General features: G+C 66.9%; 12 protein-coding genes. 8 read left to right on the forward strand and 4 right to left on the reverse strand.

Annotated features, from left to right (window positions below):
* Positions 1-11: 11 nt before the first annotated feature.
* Positions 12-1,715, reverse strand: coding sequence for a glycoside hydrolase family 13 protein (locus QNN98_RS10845; RefSeq protein WP_283997070.1), 1,704 nt, complete (start codon positions 1,713-1,715; stop codon positions 12-14).
* Between the two features lie 169 nt (positions 1,716-1,884).
* Here QNN98_RS10845 and QNN98_RS10850 point away from each other — a divergent pair, with 169 nt between their 5' ends.
* Positions 1,885-2,043: a hypothetical protein gene (locus tag QNN98_RS10850; protein WP_442860178.1), complete on the forward strand. Its 159-nt coding sequence runs from the start codon at positions 1,885-1,887 to the stop codon at positions 2,041-2,043.
* Here QNN98_RS10850 and QNN98_RS10855 read toward each other — a convergent pair.
* Positions 2,040-3,017: an aldo/keto reductase gene (locus tag QNN98_RS10855; protein ID WP_227926673.1), complete on the reverse strand. Its 978-nt coding sequence runs from the start codon at positions 3,015-3,017 to the stop codon at positions 2,040-2,042. The two genes, QNN98_RS10850 and QNN98_RS10855, sit on opposite strands and share 4 nt — an antisense overlap.
* A 142-nt stretch (positions 3,018-3,159) precedes the next feature.
* On the opposite strand from QNN98_RS10855, the gene QNN98_RS10860 reads away from it, so the two are divergent.
* The 4 genes from QNN98_RS10860 to QNN98_RS10875 all read left to right on the forward strand — a co-directional run bounded on the left by QNN98_RS10860 (position 3,160) and on the right by QNN98_RS10875 (position 9,419).
* Positions 3,160-4,644: a CYTH and CHAD domain-containing protein gene (locus QNN98_RS10860; protein WP_283997072.1), complete on the forward strand. Its 1,485-nt coding sequence runs from the start codon at positions 3,160-3,162 to the stop codon at positions 4,642-4,644.
* A gap of 36 nt (positions 4,645-4,680) precedes the next feature.
* The gene (locus QNN98_RS10865; RefSeq protein WP_227926668.1) at positions 4,681-6,255 is read left to right on the forward strand and encodes an MFS transporter; all 1,575 of its coding nucleotides are present in this window, start codon (positions 4,681-4,683) and stop codon (positions 6,253-6,255) included.
* A gap of 142 nt (positions 6,256-6,397) precedes the next feature.
* Positions 6,398-7,471 carry a lipid II:glycine glycyltransferase FemX gene (locus QNN98_RS10870; protein WP_227913538.1) on the forward strand — a complete coding sequence of 358 codons (1,074 nt, stop codon included), beginning with the start codon at positions 6,398-6,400 and terminating at the stop codon, positions 7,469-7,471.
* Positions 7,472-7,529: 58 nt separating this feature from the next.
* A complete protein-coding gene (locus QNN98_RS10875) occupies positions 7,530-9,419 on the forward strand; it encodes a threonine/serine exporter family protein (protein ID WP_349643221.1) in 1,890 nt (629 codons plus the stop codon).
* A 160-nt stretch (positions 9,420-9,579) separates the two neighbouring features.
* Here the strand turns inward: QNN98_RS10875 and QNN98_RS10880 are convergent, their stop codons facing one another.
* Entirely contained in the window at positions 9,580-10,434 is an 855-nt protein-coding gene (locus tag QNN98_RS10880; protein ID WP_229960094.1) for a siderophore-interacting protein, read from the reverse strand.
* 28 nt (positions 10,435-10,462) lie between these two features.
* Positions 10,463-11,242, reverse strand: coding sequence for a uracil-DNA glycosylase (locus QNN98_RS10885; protein ID WP_227926671.1), 780 nt, complete (start codon positions 11,240-11,242; stop codon positions 10,463-10,465).
* Positions 11,243-11,382: 140 nt separating this feature from the next.
* Here QNN98_RS10885 and QNN98_RS10890 point away from each other — a divergent pair, with 140 nt between their 5' ends.
* The 3 genes from QNN98_RS10890 to QNN98_RS10900 all read left to right on the forward strand — a co-directional run bounded on the left by QNN98_RS10890 (position 11,383) and on the right by QNN98_RS10900 (position 12,792).
* Complete coding sequence (locus tag QNN98_RS10890; protein ID WP_283997077.1) at positions 11,383-11,691, forward strand: DUF3263 domain-containing protein; 309 nt, start codon at positions 11,383-11,385, stop codon at positions 11,689-11,691.
* A gap of 68 nt (positions 11,692-11,759) precedes the next feature.
* On the forward strand, positions 11,760-12,377 hold the full coding sequence (locus QNN98_RS10895; protein ID WP_227926672.1) for a LytR C-terminal domain-containing protein: 618 nt from the start codon (positions 11,760-11,762) through the stop codon (positions 12,375-12,377).
* A gap of 211 nt (positions 12,378-12,588) precedes the next feature.
* Positions 12,589-12,792, forward strand: a complete 204-nt coding sequence (locus QNN98_RS10900; protein ID WP_227913533.1) for a cold-shock protein — start codon at positions 12,589-12,591, stop codon at positions 12,790-12,792.
* Positions 12,793-13,015: the final 223 nt, after the last annotated feature.

A 13,015-nucleotide genomic window follows, 5' to 3' on the forward strand; every position in this document is an offset into this window, starting at 1 on the left:
GGTGCGGTTGGCTAGCTTAGCCGAACCCAGGCGCTGTGGTTGGGCAGCAGGTAACCGTCCATGACGGCGCCGTTGATGCTGCACGCCACCAGCTCCCCGTCGGGCAGCGGCACAGGGTCGCTGCCCATGTTCATCAGGGCCGCGGTGCCGCCGTTGACGAAGGCCAGGACGGACTCCGGATCGTACCCGGGGTACCAGGCCAGCGAACCGTTGCCCAGGTCCAGGCTGCGGCGCAGTTCCAGTGCGGTCCGGTAGAGGTTGAGCGTGGAATCGGGATCGGCCTGCTGGACGCCGCGGGCCAGGGCGTTCCACCCCTCAGGCTGGGGCAGCCAGGCCTGGCCGGCGTCGCTGAATCCCAGTGCCGGGGCGTCCGGCGTCCAGGGCAGCGGCACCCGGCAGCCGTCCCGGCCCAGGCGTGCGCCTTCCGTGCGGTGGAAGGTGGGGTCCTGGCGGTATTCATCCGGCAGCGTGGTGTGGTCCGGCAAGCCCAGTTCTTCGCCCTGATACAGATATACGCCGCCGGGCAGGCCCAGCATCAGCAGGGTTGCCGCGCGGGCCCTGGAGATGCCCAAGCCGTAGTCCGGCTGCGGATCCGATGACCCAATTCCGTCGCCTGGCCGTTCCTGATGGGTGGTGATGCCGAACCGGCTGGCATGCCGGACGACGTCGTGGTTGGAGAGCACCCAGGTGGTAGGGGCGCCTACCTTGTCGAAGGCGCGCAGCGAGGATTCAATGACGTGGCGCACTGCCGGGGCATGCCAGGGGTGGTGCAGGTAGGCGAAGTTGAAGGTCTGGTGCATTTCGTCCGGCCGAACCCAGTCGGTCAGCCGGTCTATCGGGTCGATGGTCGCTTCGGCGCACAGCACCCGGTCTCCGTCGTAGGAGTCAAGGATTTTCCGCCAGGACCGGTAAATGTCATGGATGCCGGGCTGTCCGAACATGGGGGCCTCGGCTCCGGGGTAGCCCTCGGAGGAGGACCCGTCGGCGCGGCCGCCCCAGTCGGGCAGCCCGGATTTCTTGATCAGGGCGTGGGCCACGTCCACGCGGAAGCCGCCGACGCCGAGATCCAGCCAGAAGCGCAGGGTCTGCTCGAATTCCGCGTGCACTGCCGGTGAATCCCAGTTGAAATCCGGCTGGGAGGAGTCAAAGAGGTGCAGGTACCACTGACCGGGGGTGCCGTCGGGTTCGGTGATGCGGGTCCAGGCGGGGCCGCCGAAGTGGGACTGCCAGTTGTTGGGCGGGTTGTATCCGTTTTCTCCGGTGCCGTTGCGGAAGATAAACAGGTCCCGGTCGGGGGAGCCGGGGCCGGCGGCCAGGGCGGCTTGGAAGAGGGTGTGCTGGTCGGAGCAGTGGTTGGGGACCAGGTCCACGATGACGCGGATGCCGTGCCGGCCGGCTTCGGCGACGAGGGCGTCAAAGTCCTCCAGGGTGCCGAACATGGGATCAACGGACCGGTAGTCGGCGACGTCGTAGCCGGCGTCTTTTTGGGGCGACCGGTAGAAGGGGGATAGCCAGACGGCGTCGATGTCCAGTTCTGCCAGTGTTCCGAGTTCTGCGGTGATGCCCTGCAGGTCTCCGATCCCATCACCGTTCAGGTCCCGGAACGAGCGGGGGTAGATCTGGTAGATCACCGAAGAGCGCCACCATTCACGGTCCGCAGGGGCGGGATGTACAAGGGCCAGGACCGAAGAATCATGAAGTACAGAACTGAGCATGCCCACATCCTAGGGTGTGTTCCGGCAGAAAATGCAAACGCTTCCATTGCGTTTCGCGGCAGCGCGCGTTTGCCCCCTTTTGAACCGCAATACCGGGGTTTTTGAGGCATGCAACAGTAAGCAAGCTGATCCACTTCAACGGCACAGCACAAGTCGGTGGACGGATTGGGTGCACACGCTTACACTGACGTGTGTCGGGGCCAGCCACATCCAGGTGTTCTTCACGATCATCCTGCGCCTGGCCACGCCTATCCCGGCTATCGTGGGTCTGCTGTCCTTCATTACCTCCACCGACGGGTTCCTGATCGCTGGGTCCGTCAAGGGCTAGAGAACCGCCACCGGGCGGGGTACATAGTCCTCTTCCAGCCGGCGGAACTCCTCGTCGGTGAGCTGCAGGTCCAGGGCCGCTGCGTCGTCGTCGAGCTGTGCCGCATCCGTGGCGCCGACCAGCGGCGCCGTGACCGCCGGGTTGCCCAGCACCCAGGCCAGCGCCACCCGGGCGCGGCTTACCCCGCGGCCGGCGGCCACTTCACCCACGGCGTCGGCAACCCGGCGGTCAACCTCTTCGTTTCCGGCGTAGAACTGGTTGCCGGGTTCGTCGAAGTCCAGCCGCGCGGTCCGTGCTCCCCAAGGGCGGGCCAGGCGGCCGCGGGCCAGGGGGGAGTACGGGAGCACCCCCATCCCCTGGTCCCGGCACAGCGGGTGCATTTCCCGCTCTTCCTCGCGGTAGAAGAGGTTGTAGTGGTCCTGCATGGTGATGAACTGCGCCCAGCCGTGCTGTTTCTGCAGGAACAGTGCCTTGGTGAACTGCCAGGCATACATGGTGGATGCCCCCAGGTACCGCACCTTGCCGGCGGTCACGAGTTCATCCAGGGTGGCCAGGGTTTCTTCCAACGGCGTGCTCCCGTCCCAGCGGTGCACCTGATAGAGGTCGATGTAGTCGGTGCCCAGCCGCCGGAGGCTGGCGTCGACCTGCCAGAGGATGTGCTTGCGGGACAACCCCCATCCGTTCGGTCCGGGCCCCATCTCGCCGTGCACCTTGGTGGCCAGCACCACCTCGTCGCGACGGCAGTATTCGGCGACGGCGGCGCCCAGGACTTCCTCGCTGTGCCCGGCCGAATACACATTGGCAGTATCGAAGAAGTTGATCCCCAGTTCCACCGCGCGCCGGATCAGCGGCCTGGCGCTTTCCTCCCGCAGCGTCCACCGGTGGGTGCCGCGGTCGGGGTCGCCGTAAGCCATGCAGCCCAGGCCGATGGCCGATACCGTGGCTCCGGAATTTCCGAGTTTGACGTACCGCATTGAGTTCATCGAAGGCCTCCGAGCCGGTTGGATATCCGCTCCCTTTCGAGTTTCGTATGCCGCGATGCTACCTGCGGCCCCGCACTGCCGGTAGTGCGGGGGGACTCCCCGGAGCAGCCGCGGCCGACCTATACTGGCGCACATGGTTGCCGGAACTGGTACCGAAAGCCCCCTGAGATTTTCCGCCGCCGAAGCGCTGATGCTTCCACCGCTGCACGAGCTCCCCGCAGTGGCCGCGGTAGGGCAACCGCGCACCGGGCACCGCTCCGAGACCCGGTATGACACGGAGGACAGCGCTCTGCGGCGGCACGGGCTGGCGGTGTCCCGGATCAGCGACGAGGACGGGACGCACTGGGTCCGCACGGCCCTGCCCGGCGAATCGGAGGCGGACGCACGCACCGCAGCGGCAGGGGATCCTGCTGAGGTGCCACCGGAACTGGTGGACGGATTCCAGGCGGTGCTGCGGGGCAGACCGCTCGAACCGGTGGAAACTGCCGAAGCGCGGGTGACGACGTATCCGCTGCTGGACAGCGGCGGCGGCGCGGCAGGCTGGGTTGCCGATGAAACGGTTGAGGTCCACGACGCCGGTGCGGCACCGGGAGCAGTGCCCCGGATCCGCCGGAACTGGATTGCTGCGGCGCCGGACACCGTGCTGGCCGACCAGCTCGAGGCGCTGTTGCGGCAGGCCGGGGCGGATCCGGCGGAAGCGGAGCCGGCGGAAGGGAAGGAACCCGCCGTCGGACCGGAGGAAGCGCTGGACGCCGACAGCCCGGTCGGGGATCTGCTGCAGCGCTATCTGCGTGAGCAGTTCGCCGAGCTTCTGCGGCACGAGCCGCGGGTCCGCCGGGGAGAACCGGACGGGGTGCACAAAATGCGCGTGGCCACCCGCCGGCTCCGCTCCGCGCTGGCCAGCTACCGCACCGCCGTCGAGCGGGAACCGGCGCGTTCACTGCGCGGGGAGCTGCGGTGGCTGGCCCGGGTCCTGGGCGAAGCCCGGGACGCGCAGGTAATGCGGCACCGGCTTCGGGACCTGGTGGAAGCCGAACCCGTCGACCTGGTCATGGGGCCGGTCGCGGCACGGATCGACGAGGAACTGCTCCATGACTACCGCCAGGCCTACGGACGCATCCGTGAGGCCCTGGGGTCCGGACGGTACTTCTCCGCGCTGGACCGGCTGGAAACCCTGGTGGCGGAACCGGTATGGACAACGACGGCCGCGGACCCTGCAGGCCCGGCGGCCGCACGGATGATCCGCCGGGACCGGAAACGGCTGCACCGCAGGGTCCGTGAGGCCCGGGACCTGGACGGCGACGAATACGCCGAGGCCATGCACGAGGCCCGCAAGGACGCTAAGCGGCTGCGCTACGCCGCCGAAGTATGGGAACCGGTGGCGCCGAAGGAAGCCGGAGCCACGGTGGAGGCCGCTGAACACATGCAGAAAATCCTCGGCGAGTACCAGGACAGCGTGGTGACCCGTGCCTACCTGCGGCGCATGGGGGCTGCGGCTTCAGCGGCCGGGGAAAACGGGTTCACCTACGGCAGGCTGCACGCCTTGGAACAAGCCAATGCCGAGGCGGCGCGGGAGCGGTTTGCCCATGCATGGAAGGGATTTCCCTCCAGCCCCTGACCAGATGACCGGATGCACCGCACGGAAGGAACCGGTATGGACTCACCCTGGTCGCCGCTGCGGCGAAGGATGTTCCTTATCCTGTGGCTGGCCCAGCTCGGCTCCAATATCGGCACCTGGATGCAGACCGTTGGCGCGCAATGGTTCCTGGTGGAGAACAGCCGGAATCCTGCCCTGGTGTCCCTGGTCCAGACGGCAAACCTGGCACCCTCCCTGCTGCTGGGGCTGGTTGCCGGGGTCCTGGCGGATGCCTTCAACCGCCGCCGGCTGATCCTGGGCGCTAACGTTTTTGCCGCCGGTGCCGCAGCCACGCTCACCGTAGTGGCCGCCCTGGGCCTGCTAAACCCTGATTCCCTGCTCCTCTATACGTTCCTGATCGGGTGCGGCATTGCACTGAGCACCCCCGCTTGGCAAGCCATCACCCCTGAACTGGTTCCCCGCAAGGAGATCCAGGCGGCGTCTGCCCTGGGCAGCGTGGCAATAAACACTGCCCGGGCCGTGGGCCCGGCCATTGCCGGACTGCTGGTCTCCCTGGTGGGTCCGGCCTTTGTGTTCGGCCTCAACGCCGTCTCCTTCATTGGCACAGCCGCAGCCATCTACCTATGGCGTGCCCCGGCTCAGGGAGCCGCGGACCGAGAGCATGTGGGCGAAGCGCTCGCCGCCGGCATGCGCTACATCCGGGCGGCGCCGCGGATCCGGCGGATCCTTCTGCGCCTAGGGCTCTTCGTGTTTCCGGCCAGCGCGCTGTATGCCCTGCTTCCGGTGGCCGTCAACGGACACCTGGGGCTGGGATCCACCGGCTACGGGCTGCTGCTCGGTGCGCTGGGCGCCGGCGCGATCCTGGGCGTCCTGCTCCTGCCGCGGGCACGCAAGGTGGTGGGTGAAAATGCCCTGCTGGGCATCAGCTCGGTGGTGTTCGCCGCAGGCGCGTTCGCCGCCGGGTACTGGCCCGCCTGGGCCGTGGCAATCCTGCTGGTAGCCAGCGGCATGGCCTGGATTTTCACCTTCTCCACCCTCAACGCCGCTATGCAGCTGACCTTGCCCGAATGGGTGCGTGCCCGCGGACTGTCCATCTACCTGATGATCTCCGCGGGGTCCCAGGCCGTGGGAGCCGTGTTCTGGGGATCCGGAGCCACCGGCGCCGGTTACGCCCCCACCCTCGCTTTTGCCGCCGTCGTCCTGGCCCTGGTTGGCGCCAGTGTACTGGTGCTGCCGCTGCTGCCGGGCACCGGCAAGTTGGACCGCAGCGTGGCAGCGGCACCGAACCCGGACCTCAACATCCCCGCTCCCGTTGAACCCCCGCCCGATGCCGGGCCGGTGACCGTGCTGATTGCTTACGAAGTGCCGGCGGACCGGGCCGACGCCTTTGTCCAAGCCATGCATGAGGTTCGGCTCAGCCGGATGCGGACCGGCGCCACGCACTGGGAACTGGTGCATTCCATCACCGACCGGGACCAGTTCCGGGAGATATACGACGTACCCAGCTGGCGGGAGTACCTGAGGCAGGAACAGACCCGGACTACGGGGGAGGACCGGCAGCTGATCCAGCGGGCCTGGGACCTGACGGAAGAAGAACCGTGGGTCCGCTGGTTCCTGCCGGCGCCGGGCTGAGGGCGGTGAGGAAGTTTCGTGGGGGCGGTGCTGCAACAGATAGACTGGGAGCCGGTTCGAGGCCCGCTTTTCACGAGCAGGCCGGCGCACCTGCCGGATGCGCTGAAAACGAAGCAGTGAACAAACCATTAGTTGAGGTATTTTGCGAGATTTTAGTGCACGCCTGGCCACTGCCGAGGAGATCGACAACTGGGATAAGCACGTGCTGGCGAACCCCGGCGGCGGCAACGTCCTGCAGTCCGCATCCTTCGCCGAGGTGAAGTCCCACCACGGCTGGAACCCCGTGTACCTGGCCTTTACGGGACCGGACTACACCACCTACGCCCTCGCCATCGAGAAGAAGGTTCCCCTTCTGGGCAGCCTCTGGTACCTGATCAAGGGCCCCGACGTCGCCGCGCCCGAAGACGTGCCGCTGGTGGTGAACGCCTTGACCCGCTTCATCAAGCAGACCGGGCGCAAGGTCTTCGCCATCAAAGTCGAGCCCGACATTGAGGACAGCGAAGAGGTGCAGGCACTGTTCACCGGTGCCGGCTTCATTAAGACGTTCAACCTGCAGCCCAACGACTCCACCGCCCTGCTGGACACCACACCGGATTCCGAGCAGCTGCTGAAGAACCTCTCCTCCCGCGGCCGCAACGCCGTGCGGCGGGCCATTCGTGAAGGCGCCGATGTGCGCCGGGTGGAACCCACGGAGGAAAACATGCGGACCATGTACCAGTTGATGGCCCACATCGAGGACCGGTCCTCGGCCAAGATGCGTTCCTACGAGTACTACCACCGGTTCTGGTCCAACTTTGTGGCCGCCGGGCAGGGCCGCTTCTACTTCGCCTTTGAAGACGGGGAACCCACCGTAGGCGCCTTTGTCATCGCCTACGGGAACAAGGGCACTTACAAGGACGGCGGCTCCAAACCCAAGCGGTCTCAATACGGAGATTCGCACCTGGTCCAGTGGACCGCCATCAACGAGCTCAAGGACGAATGCGGCATCACGTCCTACGACTTCTGCGGCACCCCGCCGAGCAACCAGCTCAAGGACAAGAGCCACCCGCATCACGGGCTGGGTCTGTTCAAGACCAGTTTCTCGAAAACGGTCACCGACTTCGTTGGCTGCTATGACTACGTGGTGGATCCCGTCCGGTACCGGATCTGGAACACCATAGGCGAAAAGGTGGCGCGGCAGATTTACTGGCGCCGCCACCAGCAGCCGTTCTACTAAGCCGTACCACCAGATAAACCGGGCAGGACCCGGAACCAGAGGCGAAAGGGTGAGCCCCTTGGAGAACACGTCCGGTCCGGACCGCCCCAAGTCCGGACCGAATCCGGAGTCGGCACCGAATCCGGACCCGTCCGCAGGGCTGATCCCGGTGATCAGCATCCCCGCCGGGCGCCAGCGGCCGGCGGGGAAGGCCTCCACGGGGAAGGCGCCCGCGGGAAAGGCGCCGGACGGGAAGGCCCAGACCGGGAAAGCAAGGCCCGTCGGGTCCCAGCGGGGCGGCGTTAAGGCGCCCACGCCGCCGTCGAAGGCCCCGGGCTCGGCCCGTCCGGCAGCAGATGTTCCCACCGCGGCACTGCGCAGCACCAGGCCCAAGCCGCCGCCGCCCACCACGTCCGTGGTACGCCCGGTGGGGTCCAAGGCCCTTCGGCCGCCGCAGCCCGAACGTAGCCGCAAGCCGGCTGTGCCGCGGGAAAAACGGCCCGCACGGACACGCAAAAACGTTCCGGCAGGTACGTCGCCGCTGAGCTCCACCGCCGTCCGCACAGACCGGTCCTCCGCAGCAGCCAAGCGGATGCTGCGTCGTCTCGTCCAAGGCGAAAACCCGCCCACTCAGGCCATGTCCATTGTGGAGCGGCTGGCCGGCAGCCCCTACGCCAATCCGTTGGTGCGTACCGGAGGCCCGGACGCCAATGCGCGCAAAACCCTGGACCTGGCCCTCAGCATGGCCGAAACCATGTTCCGCTACGGGGCTGGCGCGCTGGAAGTGGAAACCGCCATCATCGCGGTCACCGCTGCCTTCGGGCTGGAAAGCATTGAAGTGGACATCACCAACCAGTCGGTGCTGCTCAACTATTCGCCCAAGGACCAGACACCCATCACCGTGATGCGCGTGGTGCGCTCCTGGACCAACAACTATGCCGGGCTGGGGCTGGTCCACCAGCTGGTCACCGAAATCATCGACGGCGGCCTGACCCGCGCGGAAGCTGCCAACCGGCTCAGCGAGATCACGCACCAGCCCAAGCCGTTCCCGCGCTGGGCCGTCACGTTCTCCGCGGGGATCTTCTCCGCAGCCATTGTCGGATTCATCGGTGGGGGACCGCTGGCCTCCTTGGTGGGTTTCGCCGGCACGGTGATGGTCAGCCTCCTCCAGCGTGTGCTGGGCCGCTGGCGTGTGCCGGACTTCTTTACGACGGCGGCCAGCGGATTCGTGGTTACGGCCATGGCGATGCTGTTCTGGTCCATGCAGGTTCCCATTTCGCCCGGCATCGTGGTGGCGGGCGGCATCCTGCTGATGCTGCCCACCGGCCGGCTGGTCTCGGCCGTACAGGATGCCATTAACGGGTTCCCGGTTACCGCCTCGGGCCGGTTCCTGTCCGCGTTCCTGACCTTCGGCGCCCTGGTGGCCGGCATCGCCGTCGCCCTCGTGGCGGGAGCGCTTTTCGGGATGGGCCGGCTGAACGTCACGGACGTGGCCTCATCCCAATACTCCTTCCCGGTGACGGTGCTGCTGCTGGCCATCGCCCTGGCCACCATCTGCATTGTGGAACAGTCGCCGCGCAGGCTGGTCCTGCCCACGGTGCTGATTGGCGTGGCCGGTTTCCTGGTCTACCAGGTGGCCGACGCCGGCGGGGTAGGTCCGCGCCTGACGCCGGCCGTGTCCGCCATCTTCATTGGTATGGTGGCGCGGATTGTGGCCCTGCGGATGGAGGCGCCGCAGCTGATCGTAGCGGTGCCGGCGGTCCTGTTCCTGTTCCCGGGGCTGGCGATCTTCCGCTCCATGTACGGGCTGAGCATCGATGCCGGGGACATGTATGCAGGTGCGGTGGGACTGTTCGACGCCCTTACCGTCATCCTGGCCATCTCCGGTGGCGTGGTCCTGGGCGACAACCTGGGCCGTCCGTTCACCCGGAACCTCAACGGCAACGACCGCCGCAACCGGCGGCGCTGACAGCAAAAAGCCCGGCCCGCAGGGGCCGGGCTTTTTTGTGCCCGGGTGGGCGGGGAACGGGAATTCCCACGCTTCGGTACCAGAGGGGCCAATGTGACCCCACGGGCAACAGCAGTCCCAAAGCGTGGGAAGTTCGGGGCAGTGGCCAGGAGGCGCGGGACTAAAGGATCTTTCCCACCGGGGTGCGCTTCTCAGCCTGGAAAATATCCTCGGTGCGCCCGGCGGCCCAATAGCCTGAGAGGGAGACCTGGCTACGCTCCAGCCCGCGGTGGCTGAACAGGATGTCCCGCAGGGCTTTCATCGCCTCACGTTCGCCGTGTGCAAAGACCTGCACGGTTCCGTCCTGCCACTGGGCTGCAGCGAGGGCTTCCGCGAGCAGCCCGCTTCGGCCGGCCGGAGTGCTGCCGCGGTACAGCCACGTCACTTCCACGCCCGCCGGCTTGCTGATCTGCTGCCGGTCACCCGGACCAGCCACTTCCACGAAGGCCTGGCCAACGGCGTCGGCCGGCAGCGCCCGGAGCACGGTGGCGATAGCGGGCAGCGCGGACTCATCGCCTGCCAGGAGGTACCAGTCTGCGTCCGGGCTGGGGTTGAAGGCTCCGCCCGGACCGGAGAAGGTCAGGTGCTGGCCGGGCTGCGCCCGTGCAGCCCACGGTCCGGCCAGGCCTTCATCGCCGTGGACCACAAAATCGATGCTGATTTCGCGGGCGAGCCGGTCTACGCTCCGGATGGTGTAGGTGCGCGAAACCGGCCACTGGTCGCGCTCGCTCCGGGCACGGATGCTCTCCAGGTCCTCCGTGCCGTCGATCGGCGCTCCGTCCGGCCCGAACCAGATTTTGCAGTAGGCATCAGCGCAGGTGCTGGGCGTGAACCGGTCGAAACCGGAACCGCCGGCAACAATCCGGACCATGTGCTCGCTGATCTGCTCCCGGCGGAGGACTTCCAGCGTCACCAGCGGCCGCGGTTTCCGCGGTGCGGAATCGCCGGGCTGCTGGCGCGGGGGAGTTTCTGGCATGGACTTATCTCCTAGGGAATCGCTCAAACTACCGTACCGCGCCCAGCCGCCAGTCCACCGGTTCGGCGCCCTGCTCCGCCAACAGCTCATTAACGCGGCTGAACGGCCGGGAACCGAAGAACCCGCGGGAAGCGGAGAGCGGGCTGGGATGGGCCGATTCCACCGTGGGCGAGCCCCCGAGGAACGGGACAACGCTTCGAGCGTCCCGGCCCCACAACACGGCAACCAGCGGGGGACGGGTTCCGTCCGGGCGGCGCCTGGCGGCCAATGCCCGGACCGCCAGCTCCGTGATTTCCTCCCAGCCGCGGCGGCGGTGTGACCCTGCTGCGCCGGCACGGACGGTGAGCACCCGGTTCAACAGGAGCACCCCCTGCTCCGCCCACGGCGTGAGGTCTCCCGACGGGCCGGGCATCACGCCGAGGTCGGCATGGAGCTCGGTAAAGATATTGTTCAGGCTGCGCGGCAGCGGGCGCACCCGGGAGTCCACCGAGAAGGACAGTCCGACGGCGTGTCCAGGCGTGGGGTACGGGTCCTGTCCGACAATCAGTACCTTTGCTTCGGACAGCGGGCGCTGGAAGGCCCGCAGGATGTTCCCCGGGGCTGGCAGGATGCTGTGGCCGGCACGCCGTTCGGCGTCCAAATCCGCGGCGATCTCATGAAAGCCGGTAACAGCGGGAGCCAATGCCTCGGCCCAGTCCGCCGCCATCACCGCTGACAGGGGGGTGGGGGCGGCGAAAGGGAACGGGATGTCATCCGCCGGTTCCGGAACAGCGCTGTAGGCAAAGAGCGGTGGTTCATTTGTTGTCACTGCTCCAGTTTTCGGTATTTTTCTCCGGAAGGACAACCGGCGCCTCCCGGCGAAGCTCCCCAGACCGCCTAAATGACAACTGTGTTATTGCCAATTAGCATGGCAGGTAGGTATAAACGGGATCTTTTTTGGGAGCGTATGTGGCGGAATCGACAGAAGCCGAACGGTTTTCGCTGGACGGCACCGTGGATCCGGACAGCCCGCTGGGGGCCCAGGAACAGCAGATGCTCGCCTTGGAGCGGGCCTGGTGGAAGTACGCCGGAGCCAAGGAACAGGCAATCCGTGATTTGTTCGGTATGTCGGCAACACGGTATTACCAGGTCCTCAACGCACTGATCGACACCGAAGAAGCCCTCACCCACGATCCGATGCTGGTCAAGCGATTGCGTAGACTACGAACGAGCCGCCAGCAGGCCCGTACCGCCCGCCGACTGGGCACGGGCGTCTAGTCCGGCGTTAGCCACCAACGCCGGCGTGTTGAACACGGCACCTTCAGAGCAAGGATGAAATTTCCACCATGAGCCAATATCCCCGGGACGAGTTCGACAAGGTCCCCGAGACCTCGGCGCGGCAGGGCGTGCACCGTGAACGCCTTATCCCCACCCGCTCGAGCGGACTGGGGTTGTTGATCACCGTGGGTGTGCTTGCCCTCATGATCGGCCTCGCCGCCTACTTCGTGCTGCCGCGCCTGGGCATTGGCGCGGGCAACCCCGGGCCGTCCGCTGAAGCGCAGTCCACCGCTACGCCGGCACCGAGCGCATCGAGTGAGCCCGCAGAGGCTGAGCCCGAAGATAGTGCTGAGCCCACGCCGGCGGCAAGCGACACTGCTGAACCCGTGCCCGAGCCTGCGCCTGAGCCTGCGGTAGACCGTACGCAGCCGGTTGTGGTGCTGAACGCCAGCGGCGTAAGCGGGCTTGGGGCCAATGTCTCCGGGCGTGTGACCGGTGCCGGATGGGCCGTGGGCACGGTTGGGAACTGGACCGGAGCACCCCAGCAGGTTACAGCCGTCTACTACGGCAACCCGGCCCAAGCCGTGAACGCGCAGCAGCTGGGCGCCGACCTGGGTATTCCCACCGTGGTGGAATCGCCCGGATTCACGAACGTCACCGTGGTCCTGGCCCCCGGCTTCCGGTAGGAAGTGCGCAAACCCCCAAGGGTGTAAAAAGACCATAACGTTATCAACAACCCACTTGTGATGTACGTCACCGTGGTTAGAGTGTTGCCAGCCGGTCTGCGGCGCTGGCCTCGGTCTCCACTGGAATCGAAAGCCTGCGCAGTGGCCGGCGGCTCCGGAGCCCAAGTGCGACGCCGGAGGGCTGCATTGGAATCTAGGTTGGAGAAACATCATGGCGCAGGGGATCGTCAAGTGGTTTAACGGGGAGAAGGGGTACGGCTTCATCACCCTCGACGAGGCAGAAACGGACGTGTTCGTCCACTGGTCGGCGATACAGGCCTCCGGTTACCGGACCCTGGAAGAGGGCCAGCGGGTGGAGTTCGAAATCGGCCAGGGGCAGAAAGGTCCGCAGGCCGAGGAAGTCCGGGCAGTCTAGGCCCCTTATGCACTACATCCGCCCGGCTTGGGGACGGGATCCGCAGCGGGGGGGCGCCCCCCGCCCGCCCGCCGGGGGGGCCGCCCGGGTGGGGGCGCGGGCCCCGCCGGGCCCCACCCCGGGGCTGGGGGGGTGGGCCCCGCCGCTGCTTTTAGTTGGAGTCTCCGGTGCAGGCGCCATGGTCTGTGAAGCGGGCAGCAGGTACGCGTGATCGCTTGCACTC

Origin of the sequence: Arthrobacter sp. zg-Y1143, assembly GCF_030125565.1 — a bacterium.
GTDB lineage: Bacteria > Actinomycetota > Actinomycetes > Actinomycetales > Micrococcaceae > Arthrobacter_B.